At 52.5% G+C, this 17,530-nt stretch carries 15 protein-coding genes; 14 read left to right on the top strand and 1 reads right to left on the bottom strand.

What is annotated here, in order from left to right; all coding sequences use genetic code 11:
* Positions 1-84 precede the first annotated feature (84 nt).
* The 6 genes from ACI48K_RS10620 (at position 85) to ACI48K_RS10595 (ending at position 6,684) form a co-directional block, all read left to right on the top strand.
* Positions 85-342 carry a post-transcriptional regulator gene (locus tag ACI48K_RS10620; protein WP_475027576.1) on the top strand — a complete coding sequence of 86 codons (258 nt, stop codon included), beginning with the start codon at positions 85-87 and terminating at the stop codon, positions 340-342.
* Positions 343-480: 138 nt separating this feature from the next.
* Positions 481-1,734: a protein translocase subunit SecD gene (gene secD / locus ACI48K_RS10615; RefSeq protein ID WP_475027575.1), complete on the top strand. Its 1,254-nt coding sequence runs from the start codon at positions 481-483 to the stop codon at positions 1,732-1,734.
* Positions 1,724-2,617 carry a protein translocase subunit SecF gene (gene secF, locus ACI48K_RS10610; protein WP_475027574.1) on the top strand — a complete coding sequence of 298 codons (894 nt, stop codon included), beginning with the start codon at positions 1,724-1,726 and terminating at the stop codon, positions 2,615-2,617. The genes secD and secF overlap by 11 nt, the downstream gene beginning before the upstream one ends.
* 99 nt (positions 2,618-2,716) lie before the next feature.
* The gene (locus tag ACI48K_RS10605; RefSeq protein WP_475027573.1) at positions 2,717-3,673 is read left to right on the top strand and encodes a cation diffusion facilitator family transporter; all 957 of its coding nucleotides are present in this window, start codon (positions 2,717-2,719) and stop codon (positions 3,671-3,673) included.
* A gap of 48 nt (positions 3,674-3,721) precedes the next feature.
* Positions 3,722-6,127, top strand: coding sequence for a single-stranded-DNA-specific exonuclease RecJ (gene recJ, locus ACI48K_RS10600; RefSeq protein ID WP_475027572.1), 2,406 nt, complete (start codon positions 3,722-3,724; stop codon positions 6,125-6,127).
* A gap of 44 nt (positions 6,128-6,171) precedes the next feature.
* Positions 6,172-6,684 carry an adenine phosphoribosyltransferase gene (locus ACI48K_RS10595; RefSeq protein ID WP_475027571.1) on the top strand — a complete coding sequence of 171 codons (513 nt, stop codon included), beginning with the start codon at positions 6,172-6,174 and terminating at the stop codon, positions 6,682-6,684.
* Positions 6,685-7,296: 612 nt separating this feature from the next.
* On the opposite strand, the gene uraA is transcribed toward ACI48K_RS10595, so the two are convergent.
* Positions 7,297-8,586 carry a uracil permease gene (gene uraA / locus ACI48K_RS10590; RefSeq protein WP_475027570.1) on the bottom strand — a complete coding sequence of 430 codons (1,290 nt, stop codon included), beginning with the start codon at positions 8,584-8,586 and terminating at the stop codon, positions 7,297-7,299.
* Positions 8,587-8,901: 315 nt separating this feature from the next.
* Here uraA and ACI48K_RS10585 point away from each other — a divergent pair, with 315 nt between their 5' ends.
* From ACI48K_RS10585 to ACI48K_RS10550, 8 genes are all read left to right on the top strand, one after another.
* Complete coding sequence (locus ACI48K_RS10585; RefSeq protein ID WP_475027569.1) at positions 8,902-11,082, top strand: RelA/SpoT family protein; 2,181 nt, start codon at positions 8,902-8,904, stop codon at positions 11,080-11,082.
* 36 nt (positions 11,083-11,118) lie between these two features.
* Entirely contained in the window at positions 11,119-11,577 is a 459-nt protein-coding gene (gene dtd, locus ACI48K_RS10580) for a D-aminoacyl-tRNA deacylase (protein ID WP_475027568.1), read from the top strand.
* A gap of 104 nt (positions 11,578-11,681) precedes the next feature.
* Entirely contained in the window at positions 11,682-11,846 is a 165-nt protein-coding gene (locus tag ACI48K_RS10575) for a hypothetical protein (protein WP_475027567.1), read from the top strand.
* A gap of 82 nt (positions 11,847-11,928) precedes the next feature.
* Positions 11,929-12,378, top strand: coding sequence for a hypothetical protein (locus ACI48K_RS10570; protein ID WP_475027566.1), 450 nt, complete (start codon positions 11,929-11,931; stop codon positions 12,376-12,378).
* Positions 12,379-12,955: 577 nt separating this feature from the next.
* Positions 12,956-14,200 carry a histidine--tRNA ligase gene (gene hisS, locus ACI48K_RS10565; protein ID WP_475027565.1) on the top strand — a complete coding sequence of 415 codons (1,245 nt, stop codon included), beginning with the start codon at positions 12,956-12,958 and terminating at the stop codon, positions 14,198-14,200.
* Positions 14,201-14,231: 31 nt separating this feature from the next.
* Positions 14,232-16,010 (top strand): aspartate--tRNA ligase, encoded by a 1,779-nt coding sequence (gene aspS / locus ACI48K_RS10560; protein WP_475027564.1) that lies wholly within the window; start codon positions 14,232-14,234, stop codon positions 16,008-16,010.
* A gap of 33 nt (positions 16,011-16,043) precedes the next feature.
* Positions 16,044-16,796, top strand: a complete 753-nt coding sequence (locus ACI48K_RS10555; protein WP_475027563.1) for a tRNA threonylcarbamoyladenosine dehydratase — start codon at positions 16,044-16,046, stop codon at positions 16,794-16,796.
* On the top strand, positions 16,793-17,464 hold the full coding sequence (locus ACI48K_RS10550) for a YdeI/OmpD-associated family protein (RefSeq protein WP_475027562.1): 672 nt from the start codon (positions 16,793-16,795) through the stop codon (positions 17,462-17,464). Before ACI48K_RS10555 ends, ACI48K_RS10550 begins: the two co-directional genes overlap by 4 nt.
* Positions 17,465-17,530: the final 66 nt, after the last annotated feature.

Genomic DNA, 17,530 nt, shown 5'->3' with positions numbered 1-17,530 from the left:
CCCATCATTACTTCAACCCATATAGGCAGGAATCGGGAAAATGAAGTAGAATGTATTAAGAAGCCGAAGGAAGGGGGCATAACCGTGGATGAGGAGCAGTTCAACGAAGAACATTTAAACGAAGCAATCGAAGGTTTATGCCGCAGCAAGGCTGAGGAATTCAGGCTGATCGGCTACGAAAACGTAACCGGATCCGAAATCTGGGATTGCGTCAGCCAGAAATACGAGAAAGAGGGCATCCCGCCGATGTATCAACTGGTCAATGATATTCTTTCCTTAAAAGTCGTCCAGTTCATGAATTACATGACGATCTCGGCGTATCGCGGATCCCGTTTAGACTAAAATGGGGTCTTTTTTACTTTGTATGCTTTAAGGCCGGTCAGCTGTTGAAGAACCGACAATATTTGATAAATTGACTGGCTTTTCTTGCATAGCTATAATAGGAATATTGAGAATTTTGAAAGGGGAACGAAGTACGGGATGAAAAGAATTGTCGCATTCGTAACCGTCGTGGTTGTTTCATTTGCCATTATGGCAGTGTTCACCCCCGGCTTGCTTCGCAACGTGCATCTCGGCCTTGATTTAAAAGGCGGATTCGAGATTTTGTACGAAGCCTCGCCTCTGGAAGGCGGGTCGCAGGTAACGAAAGAATCGCTGGTTAAAACGGCTCAAAGCTTGGAGGAACGCGCCAACAAGCTGGGGACCAGCGAGCCGGAAGTTACTACGGAAGGGAAAAACCGGATTCGGTTGAAACTGGCTGGCGTCACGGATGAAGCAACCGTGCGCAAGCAAATGAAAGAGCCTGCTTCGCTGACATTCCGAAGCAAAGACGGAACGGAGAAATCGGCCGACGAATATAACAAGATCGAAATGATCGGAACCGATTTTGCCGCTAATGGGGCTAAGCTGGAATACACCCAAATGAACGAACCCGTTGTCAGCATTAAAGTGAAAAGCAAAGAAAAATTTGCCGAAGTCACGAAACGGCTGCTTGGTCAGCCTTTGGCGATTTATATGAACGATAAAATGATCTCCGATCCTGTCGTTCAGGCAGTCTTAACGGACGGATCCGCACAAATCAGCGTAGGCGGCGATCTGAATAAAGCCAAAGAACTTCGCGACCAAATCAATTTGGGCGCATTGCCACTGAAGCTTACCGAAAAATATTCGCAAAGCGTAGGAGCTACCTTGGGCAAGCAATCGCTGGACGAAACGATTGAAGCTGGCTTGATCGGCTCCGCGTTTATCCTGCTCTTTATGATCGGAATGTACCGTTATGCCGGTCTGGTAGCGTCTTTTGCCTTGATTGTCCATACCTGGCTGCTCATTCTGGTGTTTGTTTGGGCGGACTTCACCTTGACCCTTCCGGGGATCGCGGCATTTATTCTCGGGGTCGGGATGGCCGTGGACGCCAACATTATCACGAATGAACGGATCCATGAAGAAATGCGCAGCGGCAAGAGCATCATGTCCGCGGTTAAAGCCGGGGACAAGCATTCGCTGCGGACCGTCCTGGACTCGAACATAACGACCATCATCGTTGCGGCCGTTATGTATGCCTACGGTACCGGTTCCGTCAGAGGCTTCGCCCTTGTGCTCATCGTGGAAATCGTTCTGAGTATCGCCACGAACATTTACTTCTCCCGCTTCCTGCTCAACCTGCTGCTTAAAGCAGGCAAGCTGCAGAAGCCGAGATATTTCGGTGTAAAGGAGAGTGAAATTCGTGAGCTTTAATAAAAGCCTGAATTACGTACATCTCAGCAAATATTTTTATATCGCGTCGATCACTCTGACCATTGCCGGTATTATCTGCTTATCGATCTTTGGTCTGAATTACAGCGTCGACTTCAAAGCGGGTTCTAATGTGGACATTTCGCTTTCCAAGAATCTTACGGCCGAGCAAGTTCGTCCAATTCTGGAGAAGCTGAAGATTTCGGAAGGCACGACGGTTAATCCGGGAGAGGGCCGGATGAACATTCGTTTTACGCAAGTGTTGAACGACGATAACGATGCCGCGTTGAAACAAGAAATTCAGAAGCTGGACGATAAGGCTTCATTTGAGGTCAATACGGTCGACCCTGAAATGGCGAAGGAATTGGCTCGCAACGCAATTTATTCCGTTCTGATCGCTTGCTTAGGGATCATCATTTACGTCAGCATCCGTTTTGAATGGCGGTTTGCCATTGCGGCTATCGTAGCTTTGCTGCATGACGCGTTTATGGTTATTGCGATCTTCTCCTTATTCCGACTTGAAGTGGACCTTACCTTTATCGTGGCGGTGCTGACGATTATCGGTTACTCCATTAACGATACGATCGTTATCTTTGACCGGATCCGTGAAAACTTGCGTTTCGGGAAACAAAAGACTCGTCAGGATCTTGTAAATCTGGTGAATCAAAGTGTATCGCAGACGATCATGCGTTCCATCTATACGGCATTGACGGTATTCGTGGCCGCATTCTTCCTGTTCCTGCTGGGCGGGGAATCGATCCGGATGTTCTCGCTGGCGATGGTAATCGGCCTTTTGTTCGGGGCATATTCTTCGATCTTTATTGCCAGCCCGCTCTGGTTCGCACTTAAGAACAAGCAAAAGAATAAACCGGCTAAAGCTTCCTGATCGGTTCATAATTAAGGTGCTTGGTAGGATAAAGCCGCGTCGACATTGACGCGGCTTTGCCACTCTTTTTTAGTTCTATCGTGCTTCAGGAGGGGTATTATGACACGCGAACAAGCTTCAATTCCGGATTACGCCGCCTGGATCAGTATCGTGAACCATACCATTCTTGCGGCAGCGAAAGGGCTCACCGGCTTGGCGTTCGGAAGCCTGGCGCTGCTGGGGGACGCCCTGTATTCGGCTTCCGACGCCGCGGCGGAGCTCGCAGAAAAGGTGCATTTGCCCGGGCTTAAGAAGTGGCGGGTACCGGGAACTGTTTATGCCGGCAGCGGCGCCGCCAACCCTTTGCTGGCTATCATCTTCTCCGCTCTTTTGCTGATGGGGGGACTTCAATTGGTCTTAACGACCTTGACGAAGATTTCCCAGGGAAATCCGGAGGGGCCCGGTATATGGACGGGCGCCGCTATTGTATTGTCCATTGCACTTAAGGAAGCCGCTTTTCGATTAAAAATAAGGACTATTCCCAAAGAGGAAGAGGAGCGGCTGAACGCCTTCGTCGATGGACACCGTTTTTCATTATATTCATCCGTCGTTGTGTTGATCGGGATATTTGGCGCCATGATCGGACAGAAGTTGGATAAGCCATTTTTGCTTTATTTGGATCCGGCGGCGGCGCTCATTGCATCAGGGCTTGTGCTCTGGAAGGCGTATCAGATTATTCGGGAATCCATTTACCAATCTCTCCTTCCCGATTATCAGGAAGAGGATACGGCCACCTTTATCGAAACGGTACAGCGCGTCCACGGGGTCATTGCGGTTGATAGCCTGATCGCCAGAGAGAACGGCCATTATGTGATGGTTGTTGTCAAAATCAGCGTGAACCCGCGAATGACCGTCCTGGAGGCGAACGATATCGCTGAGCGGGTCAAGCAGTTGCTGTTCAAACGCTTTTCCCATGTCAACGATGTTCATATTCAGGTCATGCCTTACGATCTCGGATATCCTTATAAAAGCAATCATGAAGAATCAAACGATGATTTACCGCATCTATTGCAGTAACGTGGTATCCGAAACGCGGATACTTTAGAAGAAAGAAGGTGCCGTACTTTGCTTCATCCGAAATATCGTTGGGACCTGCTTCCGTCCGATGAAGCGGCTTCACGGCTTTTGGCGAAGTCCTTAAACATTCCGCCTTTGCTTGCCGGTCTGCTTGTTACAAGGGGATTGTCCAATCCGGAGGAGGCCGGCCGGTTTCTCAAGGGAACTTTGGAGGACCTGCATGATCCCCTGCTTATGAGCGGAATGAAGGAAGCGGTGCAAAGGATACGCTTGGCGCTCGAACGCGGAGAACGGATTTTAATCTACGGCGATTACGACGCGGACGGCGTTTCCTCAACCACGCTGATGATTCAACTGATGCGCCGTTTGAATGCTACATACGAATATTACATTCCACACCGAACCAAAGAGGGCTACGGCCTGCATATTCCTGCATTGGAACAAGCTCGGGAGAGGGGATGCTCGCTTGTCGTTACCGTGGATACGGGGATCAGCGCGGTGGAGCAGGTCGCTTACGCGAACAGCGTGGGCATGGATGTCATCGTAACGGATCATCATGAGCCGCCTTCCGTGCTGCCTGAAGCTTACGCCCTGATCAATCCGAAGCTGCCTTACTGCGCTTATCCGTTTAAAGGACTGGCGGGAGTAGGAGTCGCGTATAAACTGGCGACGGCGCTGCTTGGGGAAGATATTCCGAAGGAGTGGACCGAGCTGGCTGCACTGGGAACGATCGCCGATTTAATGCCGCTGACCGGAGAAAACCGCCTGATCGTTCAGGCCGGCTTGGAATCCATGGCCCACTCCGCCTTTCCGGGGATGACGGCGCTGCTGACCGCTTCGGGATGGTCTAAAGGCGAGGTTACCTCTACGGCGGTAGCGTTTGGACTCGCTCCCCGCATTAATGCCAGCGGCCGCATGAGTCATGCCAACCGCGCCGTTGCTTTGTTGACGGCGACTCGCATGGAGGATGCTGAAGCGATTGCCGACGAACTGGACGTGCTTAACAAAGAGCGCCAGCTTCTCGTGGAGAATATGGTGGCCGAAGCTATGCTTCAACTGGAAACGAAGCAAGCTGAAGGGGAATTGCCTTATGTTATCGTGGTTTCGGGGGAAGGCTGGAATTCCGGAGTGGTGGGCATTGTTGCATCCAAAATTCTGGAGCGTTATTACCGGCCGACCATTGTGCTTGGCATCGATCCCGCGACGGGAGAGTGCAAAGGGTCGGCGCGCTCCATCCCGGGGCTGGATATCCACGAGGCTTTGACCAATTGCGCAGATCTGCTGGCCCATTATGGCGGCCATCCGTCGGCGGCAGGGATGTCCCTGAGCCGAGAACGGCTCGCCGAGTTCGAACAGCGCCTTAATGAGTTTGCTTCCGCGAGGCTCCGCCAGGAGCATCTCGTGCCGGTGATGCAAACCGATCTGGAATGCTCTTTAGAGGAAATTGCCCTACCGGTCATTGAGCAGCTCGGCAGTCTTGCCCCCTTCGGCATGGCAAATGCCTGCCCGCGTCTGGTGATCCGCGGTGTCAAACTGCTGGAATGCCGCCAAATGGGCAAGGAAGGCAAACATTTGAAGCTGGTCCTTGGGCAAAACGGAAAAACCGTGGAAGCTGTCGCTTTTGGCAAAGGGGAAGTAGCAGCTCTTCTGGCGGAGGAGGCCGTTCTGGACGTTGTGGCCGAAGCGGGGATCAACGAGTGGAACGGTTCGCGAAAGCCGCAGCTGCTGATTCAGGATCTGCTTGTTTCCCACCTTCAGGTGTTTGATTATCGCGGTTCGCGGAACCCGGAAGGCAAATTGGAGGAGTTGAAAGACCGGCTGCTTAAGCTGCCCGCCGTAGGGACCGGAAGAACGGCTGTCATACGAAACGGAGGCTCCCGTTTTGGGGCCGGCTGCGATTTGAAGGATACGACGGTTTGGGTATATGATAGTACCGTCGGCGCGAGCCCGGATAACGATGCCGCGAGACTGAGCGGCGCGGATGAAGTGAAAACGCTGTTTGTCGCCGAGCTTCCGGAATCAACCGGGGTCTGGAACGAAATGCTGAAAAAATTCGGCTCGTTGGAGCGCATGTATTTGCTTCACTCGCCTCGTTCCCCTCAGGAAATCATCGAAACGCCGTCCCGGGATCAATTTAAAGAGGTTTACGGCATTCTTTATCGGCATTTCCGCAGCGGAGCTCAAGAGGAAGAACTGATGTCGGCGCTGCTTCGCCATACCGGGCTATCCCGGCGTATGCTGGGCTTGACGATGGGCGTATTTGAAGAACTCGGTTTCATAAGCCGGGCTTCGGGAAACATAACCGTAAACGAAGCGCCGCCCAAGCGTCCGCTGGAAACCTCAACTCGTTACCGGGAGCTTGGGAATCTTGCCGAAATGGAAAAGATGCTCCTCCATGCCCGGGTTTCGGAAATTGCCGAATGGATGACGGCACGGATTCAGGGGGCTTCCTAATACACAATATTGTTGTACCGTATATTATCTAGGAGGAGATTTTATTGGATTATAAAGATTACATCCGGGTGATTCCCGATTTTCCGCAGCCGGGGATTAGTTTCAAAGACATCACTACGCTGCTTAACGACGGGGAAAAATACCGTCAAGCCATCAACGATTTGAAAGAAATGGTATCCGGCCTGAAAATCGATTTGATCGCCGGTCCCGAAGCCCGCGGCTTTGTGGTTGGCGCTCCGCTGGCTTATGCGCTTGGCGTCGGGTTCGTGCCGATCCGCAAAAGCGGCAAATTGCCGTTCGAAACTATTGAAGTCGGGTATGACCTGGAGTACGGCAAGGACCGTCTGGCTATGCACAGCGATGCTATTAAACCGGGACAAAACGTTCTTATTGCTGATGACTTGCTCGCAACGGGCGGAACCATTTCGACATCCATCAGTCTGGTTCGGCAACTCGGCGGGAAAGTGGCCGGCACAGCGTTCCTCATTGAACTCAGCGACTTGAACGGCCGCGCGAAATTGCCGGATATTGACGTGTTCTCTCTGGTTACCTATTAATTTATGAAATCACTGCGTCGCTAAAAAGAGCTTGGTCGAGAAGCAGAGTTCGACGAAGGATCTGTAACGGACTGGAGAAACGTTATTTGCCCTAAATAGGCAAATTTGCAGTTCTAACGGATCTGAGTGACGTTATTCAGGGGAAATTGGCTGATTTACGGCCATTGGAGATAAATAACGATGTGGAGTCCGTTAAATCGGGAAATCGCCGAAAAAAATAGGAATAACGTCAATACGATTCGTTACGGTTAGACGGACGACGATTCTAGTGCTGAGTATGGTCGGGGATGCTGTGATGATGACACACTTATGCTGCATGGGGCGAAACACGGAGGGGACCAAGCCGATTAAGTTTCATTGACGCTACTGTCAAGGAAATCGGATGCTTAGAAAAACAGAGACTGTTCCAAAGGCCATGTAGTTATGGACGAGCAGATCCCAATTTCAGAAAAGAAAAGCCTTCAAAAACCACTATCACAGTGGGTTTTGAAGGCTTCTTTAATGTTCTGGCTGAAATGAGAGGTGAAAATCCCTTTGGGACAATCTCTTCGAATTATTAGGTCAATCAGAGATTACTGGCTGGCCTTTTCACGGCTCGTTTTTTTGTTGATTTTAGTGCGCGGCTTCTTCTTTATCGTTGGAGATGCCTAGCACCTGAATCAGCTTGAAGAATAAGCTGAGCAAAATACCGACGATCGTAGCCAAAGCCATCCCTTTCAGCACTACGTTGCCCATCGTCAAATTCGCGCCGCTTAAGCCTACCAAGAGAACGACCGTAGTGAGCAGCATGTTGGTTGGTCTCGAGAAATCCACTTTTTGCTCGACAAGGATCCGAAGGCCGGAAGCCGCGATAACTCCGAACAACAGCAGAGAAACGCCACCCATGACGGCAGGAGGAATGACGCTGATGATGGCGGAGAATTTACCGAGAAAGGACAGCAGAATCGCAAAGACCGCCGCTCCGCCGATGACGAAGATGGAATACACTTTGGTCAAGGCCATGACGCCGATGTTTTCGCCGTATGTCGTATTTGGCGTGGAGCCGACGAAACCGGACAAAATCGTGGAAATCCCGTTGCCCAGCAAGGAGCGATGGAGTCCCGGATCTTTCGATAAATCCCGGCCGACAATGTTGCTTGTAACCAGCAGGTGACCGATATGCTCTACGATAACAACCAGAGCCACCGGAATAATCGTGATGATCGCCGAGATGTTCCACTGCGGGGTCGTAACGGTCGGCAGCGAAAACCAGTGAGCGTTTGCAATAGCTGCCGTATCGACTTCACCCATGAAATAGGCCAGAATGTAACCGACGGCGATCCCGATCAAGATATGGATGATTTTCGGAAATCCGCGGAATAATACGGCGCCGAGCAGGGTAACTCCCAGCGTAACGAGCGATAGAGTAATGTCCTTAGAATCCATGGTCCAAGCTTTGGTTGGATCGGGGTTGATCCATCCGGCCATGCCGGCGGCGGTCGGAATCAGCTCCAGACCGATCAGCGCAACGATGGCACCCATCGCGGCCGGCGGAAATACCACGTCGATCCAGGAGGTGCCGACGAATTTAACCAGCAAAGAGACGAGAATGAAGATGGCCCCCGTGACGATAAAGGCGCCCAAGGCCATAGCGTACCCGTTGCCGGGATTGTTGATCAGGACCATGGTGACCGGAGAAATGAAAGCAAAGCTGGAACCCAGGTAAGCCGGAATCTTTCCTTTACAGATCAGGATGTACAGAAGCGTTCCAATTCCGTTCATGAGCAGGATCATGCTCGGGTCTACCTTGAACAAATTCGGAACAAGCACGGTGCTTCCGAACATGGCGAACAGATGCTGCAAGCTCAGCAAAAGGCCGGGTCCGAAGGGGACTTTCTCATTAACTTGAATTTCACGTTGCAAACACGGTCACTCCTCTAATTAACGTACGTAAGATAACTATCCTTAATAGATTAAATACATTGCCGACATTTTTCAACAGAAAGTTTGATGACGATGTCAATTTAATTTACATGTTCCCCTATTAAGTTTTGCGGCATACAAGATATTGGAAGTTATTCCTCGGGAAGATTTGGCGGTGTTTGCTGAGCCGCTAAGAGTTGACGGGAGTCCATGCAGGAGTCATAATTATAGGAAATCAAAAATGGGTGGATCATGCCCTCTTGCACGCTGTTATTTCACTTTATTTTCATATAGAAAGGAATCGAAAAGGATTCAATGGGCATAGAGCGATTACTTGAAAAGGCGTCTGCCTATATCAAAGAACCGGAGCTTGATCGCATACGGGAAGCGTATGATTTTGCCGAGCAAGCCCATCATGGACAGGTTCGCAAATCCGGCGAGCCTTATATATTGCACCCTTTGGCGGTTGCGGAGATTGTCGTAAACATGCAGATGGACGCTCTGTCGGTGATTGCGGCTCTGCTTCATGACGTGGTGGAAGACACTACGGTATCCTTGAAGGAGATCCATGACCGATTCGGGGCGAATTGCGCTTTGCTCGTCGACGGGTTAACGAAGCTGGAACGGATCAAATTCCAATCCAAGGAAGAGCAGCAAAACGAGAACTACCGGAAAATGTTCATTGCTATGGCGCAGGATATCCGGGTGATCGTCATCAAGCTGGCGGACCGGCTTCATAACATGCGCACCTTAAAATATCAGTCGGAAGAGAGTCAGCGGCGGATTGCGTACGAAACGCTGGAGATTTTCTGTCCGATCGCCAACCGGCTGGGGATTTCCGCGATCCGTTGGGAGATGGAAGATATCGCGCTGCGGTATTTGAATCCTCAGCAGTATTACCGTATCGCCAATTTGATGCGCAAGAAACGGGCGGAACGCGAAGAGTTTATCAAGGACGTGATTTCACGGATCGCCGAGAAGCTGGACGAAATGGGGATTCAGGCGGATTTGTCGGGCCGTCCCAAGCATATTTATAGCGTATATAAAAAAATGACGGTGAAAAATAAACAGTTCAACGAGATTTACGACCTGCTTGCGATTCGGATCATCGTCGACAATATCAAAGATTGCTATGCGACCCTGGGAATCATCCACACGTTGTGGAAACCGATGCCGGGGCGTTTCAAGGATTACATCGCCATGCCAAAGGCGAATATGTACCAGTCGCTGCATACGACAGTGGTTGGACCAACCGGTGAACCGACGGAAGTACAGATCCGTACCGTGGAAATGCACCGGACCGCGGAATACGGGATCGCCGCGCATTGGGCCTATAAAGAAGGTACCGGTCCGGACGGAATGAGCAACCGCATGACGTTTTTCAACGAAATTCTGGAACTGCAGCATGAAGCGAAGGATGCTTCCGAATTCGTGGAATCGCTCAAAATGGACTTTTTCTCCGACTTGGTGTTCGTATTTACGCCTTCCGGGGAAGTTATCGAACTGCCCGCGGGATCTGTCCCGCTGGATTTTGCTTACCGGATCCATACCGAGGTAGGAAATCGTACGATCGGTGCCAAAGTCAACGGCCGGATCGTACCGCTTGATCATACGCTGAAGACCGGCGATATCGTTGAAATTCTAACCTCCAAGCATTCCTACGGACCTAGCCAGGATTGGCTGAAGATTGCTCAGTCGTCCCATGCCCGCAGCAAAATCAAGCAGTGGTTCAAGAAGGAAAAACGGGAGGAAAACGTCGAGAAAGGCCGCGAGGCAATTGAACGCGAGCTGAAGAGAGCCGGCATCGAAGCTTCCCAATGGATGACGGACGACAAGCTGCTTGAAGCGGCTAAGAAATACAATTTTAATGATATTGACGATATGCTGTCGGCGATCGGCTTCGGCGGTATTACCGCTTCGCAAATCGTCACGAAGCTCACCGAGAAGCTGCGCAAGGAGCAGGAGGAAGCTGCGGGACATATTGAGCTTACGTCCGAAGTGAAAGAAGTCAAATCGGCTCCCGAGGAGCGGAAGCACCGTCCGACCAACGGGGTTGTCGTCAAAGGGATCGACAATCTGCTCGTTCGTTTCGCCCGGTGCTGCAACCCCGTTCCCGGCGATGATATCGTCGGATATATAACGCGCGGACGCGGCGTATCCGTTCACCGCAGCGACTGTCCGAACATTCCCGGAGGGAACGACGGGGAGGAAGCCGCCAGAGTCATCGACGTGGAATGGGAAAATGCCATTGAAGCCAACTATAGCGTGGATATTGAAATTACCGGCCATGACCGGCGGAATTTCCTTAATGAAGTGCTGCAGGCCGTGTCGGAGAGCAAAACGAATATTTCCGCCGTTTCGGGGCGGTCGGATAAGAATAAAATGGCATTGGTGCACATGACGATTCTGATTCGCAACACCGATCATTTGCAGGCCGTAGTGGAGAAAATCAAACGGGTGAAAGACGTTTACACGGTGCACCGGATCATGCAGTAGCGCCCTGGAAAGAAGCAAAGGAGCACGGGATCAAACATGAGAGTAGTCGTTCAACGCTGCAAGCGGGCCAAGGTGACGGTGGCCGGGAACACCATTGGTTCCATTGGGGCCGGGTTAATGCTGCTTGTAGGCATAACGCATGAGGATACGGAAAAGGAAGCGGCTTATTTGGCCGAAAAAATTGCCGGACTGCGCATTTTCGAAGATGCGGACGGAAAAATGAACCTGAGCGTGACGGAGACCGGAGGGGCTATTTTGTCCGTCTCTCAATTTACGCTTTACGGGGATTGCCGCAAGGGAAAACGGCCTAACTTTATGGCGGCGGCCAGACCGGAAAAAGCGGCTCCTCTTTACGACAGATTCAACGAAATGCTCCGGGAAAAAGGCCTGACGGTCGAAACGGGTGAGTTTGGCGCGGAGATGGATGTAGAACTGGTCAATTGGGGGCCGGTGACTCTCATGCTGGAAAGCCCGGCGGTTTCTTTGGAAGCTTAAAACTTGGTCTCATGGTTGGAGTAGACGGATAAATGCAAGCTTTTCTGGTTAACCTCAAGGATGAGGAAAGATTAAATGATCGCACCAGAAGGAGCAGCAGCCTTATGCGTCAATCCGCGAAGTCCAGAGACTGGCAGTGTTTCCCGCTGATGACGGCGGGAAACCGCGGCGAGGCCCGAATGCTGGCACGCGCTGCGGAACAGGAACAGTTCGAACTGCTGCGGGAGGTTAAGCCTTCCGGAGAGTGGCTTCCGAAACCCGGAAGTTGAACTTTGCGAAGAGCCGAAAGGCTCTTTTCGTTTATAAAGCCGCCTTGATTCCTCTGGTACCGCGAGCAAAAGGAGAAGCGCCATGACCAGACATATTCAAGCTTATTTCAGAAACGAGGACGAAGCCGAAGGCGCCATGTTCAGCCTTCTTCCCTACAATACGGAGCAGCTCGAGGTTGGGCATCTGGGCGGGCAAGGTGGGGGAGACGGCATCATTTTAACGCCGTGGGTCGGTAGCAATTCCATGAATACGGGGGGACTCGGGCCGATAGCCGTTCCTACTTCGGTCACGCCCCAAGGACCGATTCCGGTGATCAACGTCGACGATCGGGAAGAAGACGGGCGCTTAACCGGCCAGGAGCGTGATGCCATGTACGATAAGCCGGAGTCGTTTCCGGAAACGGAGCTTGTATCGGGAGAGGCCTATGAGGGATATCAGTCCATGCTGAGCGTTAAAGTCAGCGATAACGATTTCGACAGCATTGCCGGGAAATTGCGAAGCTTGGGCGCTTATGTCATAACGCAGGATTAGACGCCGGATGTTGTAATATAACTGTAATATTAGATTCATGTTCCTTTAACATAAGCTGTTTATAATAACAGCATGACCCCCTTTTTAATATAGTACCTTTAGACCTGCACCCCGTTGGTGTCAGGTTTTTTTCTTGGTAGGCTTGACTTTGCCTCCGGGGTTCCTTAAAATCAGGGAATATACAGTTGAATGATGCTTATTTGATGACGGGAGAAAGTAATTCAGCTCCACACCCGCAGAGAGGAATCCCAGCTCCATTTTGCATTGCCGCTAAGCGAGCAGCGTCTCGGCAATACAAATAGAGCCGGCTGGAAGGATTCCGGTGATGATTGAACGAAAGACTTCCCCGAGAACCGGCGGCGAAAATTCGGCAGGCGTGTTATCCTTCCGACCAGTAGACGTGCGGCGCAAGCGGGCGTTAACCGCTTTAAGCGAATACCTTGGGTATTCGGAATGTGGGTGGCACCACGGGTGATCTGAAACGATTCTCTCGTCCCTGTTGTTGATTTTGGCAGCAGGAGCGGGAGTTTTTTTGTTGTTTGGAGCGCGAAAAATGATGTCGAATGGAGGGTGAACCATGGCTTTTCAAAAACCGACGGGCACGCAGGATTTGCTGCCGGGTGCCGTGGAAAAATGGCAGTTTATTGAGGAAAAGGCCAGAGATTTGTGCCGGCGCTTCAATTACCGGGAGATTCGTACGCCAATGTTTGAGCAAACCTCGCTTTTTGAGCGCGGCGTGGGGGAAACGACGGACATTGTCGAGAAAGAGATGTACACGTTTCTGGATAAAGGGGAGCGCAGCATGACGCTGCGTCCGGAAGGAACGGCCGGGGTTGTGCGCTCTTATGTGGAAAACAAACTTTACGGAGAGCCGGACGTGACCAAGCTGTATTACATCGGTCCGATGTTCCGCTACGAGCGGCCGCAAGCCGGACGCCAGCGTCAATTTCACCAGTTTGGCGTGGAAGCGTTCGGGGCAACCGATCCGGCGATCGACGCCGAGGTTGTGGCGCTGGGATATCAGTTTTGCCGCGAGTTAGGCCTTCAGGGCGTCAAGGTGGAGATCAACTCGGTAGGAAACCCCGCAGTCCGCGCGGCTTACCGCGAGAAGCTGCTCGGTTTTCTGCTACCGATGAAGGACAGCCTGTGCAAGGACTGCCAATCCCGGATCGAACGCAATCCGCTTCGCGTGCTGGACTGCAAAACCGATCAGGATAAATTCGTCGGAGCCCCGTCTATTCTAGACAGCTTGGACGAAGAATGCACGGTCCATTTCGCCAAAGTGCAAGAGCTGCTGACCGCGATGAAAGTGGATTACGTCATCAATCCTCGGCTGGTGCGCGGACTTGATTATTATACGCACACTGCGTTTGAATACAAAGCCCAGGGCATTGGTGCCATCGACACCATCGGCGGCGGCGGACGTTATAATGGCCTTGTCGCCGAGGTGGGCGGACCGGATCAGCCGGGCATCGGCATGGCGCTGGGGCTGGAGCGGATCGCGCTGATCCTTGAGAAACAGGAAATCGGTCTCGGCGAGGCCAAACCGCTGGATGTTTACCTTGTTGCTTTGGGCGAAGCGGCGGACAAAGAAATTTCGACCCAGCTGTTCAAGCTGCGGCAGGCGGGATTTTCCGCGGAGCGGGATTATCTGGGACGAAAAATGAAGGCCCAGATGAAATCGGCGGACCGGATGCAGGCGCGTTATACGGCCATTTTGGGCGACGACGAGCTGGAACGCGGTGAAATCGCGCTCAAGTCCATGGAGAATGGCGAGCAGCGCACCGTGAAGCTGAATGAACTTGTGAACGAGCTGAAATAGCTGATAAATAGATTGGAAGGGGATATTAATCATGACACGAACGCATCATTGCGGCGCGTTAAGCACCGCCAACATTGGAGAAACCGTAACGCTGAACGGCTGGGTTCAAACCCGCCGCGATCTTGGAGGCGTGATGTTTATCGATTTGCGCGACCGCAGCGGTCTTGTGCAGATCGTGTTCAATCCGGCTTATTCCGGCGAAGCCCTGCAAATCGCCGATAAAGTGCGCAGCGAATATGTGCTTGCCGTTAGCGGCAAAGTTGTAGCACGCGACGCGGAGACGGTGAATCCGAATCTGCCGACAGGTCAAATCGAAGTGCACATCACCGAAATCGAAGTGCTGAACGCCGCCAAAACGCCTCCTTTTTTCATCGAAGACGGTGTGGAAGTGGATGAATCGCTGCGTCTGAAATACCGTTATCTGGACCTGCGCCGTCCGGAAATGCAAAAAACGCTGTGGCTCCGTTCGAAAGCGGCCAAGGTGTTCCGGGATTTTCTGGACGGAGAAGGTTTCATCGAAGTGGAAACTCCGATTTTGACCAAAAGCTCGCCGGAAGGCGCACGCGACTATCTTGTGCCAAGCCGGGTGCATCCGGGCGAATTTTTCGCCCTGCCGCAATCGCCGCAGCTATACAAGCAGCTGCTGATGGTGAGCGGCATCGAGCGTTACTTCCAAATCGCCCGCTGCTTCCGCGACGAGGATCTGCGCGCCGACCGCCAACCGGAATTTACCCAGGTCGACATCGAGACCTCCTTCCTTTCCCGGGATGAACTGCTGGATATGATGGAAAAGCTGGTTGTCCGTCTGTTCAAAGAAACGAAAGGCATCGATGTACCGACGCCGTTCCAGCGTCTCAGCTATGCCGACGCGATGGGCAAATACGGCTCGGATAAACCCGATCTCCGGTTTGGCCTGGAGCTTGTCAATGTCAGCGATCTGGTGGCTGACAGCGGCGTGAAGGTGTTTGCTTCCGTCATCGAAAAAGGCGGCGAAGTCAAAGTACTGAACGCCAAAGGCTGCGGCACCTGGAGCCGGAAGGACATCGATGATCTCGGTCCTTATGCCGCACGCTACGGAGCCAAGGGTTTGGCTTGGGTGCAAGTCAAAGAGGGAGAATTCCGCGGTCCGATCGTAAAGTTCTTTACGGAGCAAGAAATCGAAGCGATCAAAGAACGAACCGGAGCCGAAGAAGGCGACCTGCTGCTGTTCTCGGCGGATAACAAAAAGGTTGTTGCCGACGTGCTTGGAGCGCTCCGTCTTAAAATCGGCCGCGATCTCGGTTTGATCGACGACAGCGTGTACAAGTTCGCTTGGGTTGTCGACTTCCCGCTCCTCGGCTGGGACGAAGAACAAAAACGGTATGTGGCTGAACACCATCCGTTCACTCGCCCGCGCGAAGAAGATATCGCCTTGTTCGAGACCGATCCGGGCCAAATCCTCGCGCAAGCCTACGACCTTGTGCTGAACGGCTACGAAGTGGGCGGCGGTTCGATGCGGATTTACAAACGCGATGTGCAGGAGAAAATGTTCAAAGCCATCGGCTTGTCTCCGGAAGAAGCGCAGGACAAATTCGGCTTCTTGCTCGATGCTTTCGAATACGGCACGCCTCCGCACGGCGGCATCGCTTTCGGTTTTGACCGCCTCGTGATGCTGCTGGCCGGACGCTCGAATCTCCGCGAAACGATCGCATTCCCGAAAACGGCAAGCGCGACCGATCTGCTGATGAACGCTCCGGGCGAAGTGGATGCGCCGCAATTGGAACAATTGCATATCAGGCTGGCACCAAAGCCGGTTGCAGCGAAAAATTAAGCGGCCCGCTCAGTACAGGAGGAATCAAACAAGATGCTTCATCAATTTTCACGGACGGAACTGGCGATTGGCGCCGAAGGTCTGGACGTTCTAAAGAAAAGCACGGTTGCGGTGCTGGGGATCGGCGGCGTCGGCTCGATGGCCGTCGAGGCTTTGGCCCGCACCGGGATCGGACGAATCATTCTGATCGATAAAGACGTGGTGGACATCACGAACATCAACCGCCAAATCCACGCCCTGACGACGACGATCGGCCAGAAAAAAGCGGATTTGATGTGCGACCGGGTCAAGCTGATCAATTCGGAATGCGAAACGATCGCTTTGAACATGTTCTATACGGAGGAAACGTGTGAGGAACTGTTCAAATACGACATTGATTATGTGCTGGATGCGTCCGATACGATCAAATACAAGATCCATCTGATCAAGGAATGCCGCAAACGCGGCGTTCCGATCCTTTCCAGCATGGGCGCGGCCAATAAAATGGATCCGACTAAATTTCAGGTGACCGATATTTCGAAGACCCATATGGATCCGATGGCGCGGGTGATCCGCACAAAGCTGCGGGAAGACGGCATCAAAAAAGGCGTTAAGGTGGTATTTTCCACCGAGCCGCCGGTCAAGCCCCGTGCGGACGTCACGGAAAAAATCGCGCCGGCCGGAGCGAAAATCCGCAAGGCCAAGCAGCCGCCTGCCAGCAACTCATTCGTCCCGCCGGTTGTGGGGCTCATCATGGTTAGCGTAGCCGTGCGCGATCTGCTGGGCAAAGGCGGCATTCAGGTATGACAAACCTGGAGCTGATTAAGAAGCTTCGTCTTCCTGCCGAAGGCGCAGGACTGGCCCTGGTGCTCTTTGCTCCCGAGGGTTATGCCGCACAATTGGGATTGTCCGATGAACATACCGTTCCACGGGAAGAAAGCGCCGGAGCGTACGATTTTGTACTGGCCTTCTTCCGCTCCGTCAAGGAGGTGGAAGAGCGTTCCGGCGAAGCGCTCCGGGCGCTCAAACCGGACGGGCTGCTTTGGCTCTGCTATCCGAAGGGCGGGGCTAAGGCGGGAACCGATCTCAACCGGGATCAGGGTTGGGACGCGGTAAAGGCGGCCGGCTACGAAGGGGTGTCGCTGATTGCCGTGGACGAGGTGTGGTCGGCGATGCGATACCGGCCGATCGGTGCGGGGAAGGCGAATGCCCCATCGCCTCGGCGTTCGGGCGAATCCGCCGGGTCCGAGGCCTCAGGCAAGCAGGCTGAATCCGCAGAAACGCCGGAAGATCTGTCTGCCGCGCTGAAGGACCATCCGCAGGCCGCGGAGTTTTTTGCGAAGCTTGCCCCTTCCCACCGGAATGCTTATCTCGAATGGATTGCGGAAGCGAAGCGAACCGAAACGAGGTTGAGCCGAATTGCCAAGACGGTCCAAAAGCTGGAGCAAGGATTCAAACGTCCGTCGGATAAATAAATTCATGTAAAACGCAGGTTGTGGTCTATAAAGACTCGCCTGCGTTTTTTTCTGCTGCGGGAAATT

The sequence above is a fragment of the Paenibacillus terrisolis genome, from assembly GCF_056171975.1.
The sequence above is the reverse complement of the archived record's forward strand: the minus strand, read 5'-3'. Positions and strand labels throughout refer to the sequence as shown.

Bases quoted from the DNA above. Each gene is read 5' to 3' on its own strand.
- ACI48K_RS10555 (WP_475027563.1), top strand. From the start codon at position 16,044: ATGCTTCATCAATTTTCACGGACGGAACTGGCGATTGGCGCCGAAGGT.
- hisS (WP_475027565.1), top strand. From the start codon at position 12,956: ATGGCTTTTCAAAAACCGACGGGCACGCAGGATTTGCTGCCGGGTGCC.
- ACI48K_RS10550 (WP_475027562.1), top strand. From the start codon at position 16,793: ATGACAAACCTGGAGCTGATTAAGAAGCTTCGTCTTCCTGCCGAAGGC.
- secD (WP_475027575.1), top strand. From the start codon at position 481: ATGAAAAGAATTGTCGCATTCGTAACCGTCGTGGTTGTTTCATTTGCC.
- aspS (WP_475027564.1), top strand. From the start codon at position 14,232: ATGACACGAACGCATCATTGCGGCGCGTTAAGCACCGCCAACATTGGA.
- ACI48K_RS10585 (WP_475027569.1), top strand. From the start codon at position 8,902: ATGGGCATAGAGCGATTACTTGAAAAGGCGTCTGCCTATATCAAAGAA.
- dtd (WP_475027568.1), top strand. From the start codon at position 11,119: ATGAGAGTAGTCGTTCAACGCTGCAAGCGGGCCAAGGTGACGGTGGCC.
- ACI48K_RS10575 (WP_475027567.1), top strand. From the start codon at position 11,682: ATGCGTCAATCCGCGAAGTCCAGAGACTGGCAGTGTTTCCCGCTGATG.
- ACI48K_RS10605 (WP_475027573.1), top strand. From the start codon at position 2,717: ATGACACGCGAACAAGCTTCAATTCCGGATTACGCCGCCTGGATCAGT.
- ACI48K_RS10570 (WP_475027566.1), top strand. From the start codon at position 11,929: ATGACCAGACATATTCAAGCTTATTTCAGAAACGAGGACGAAGCCGAA.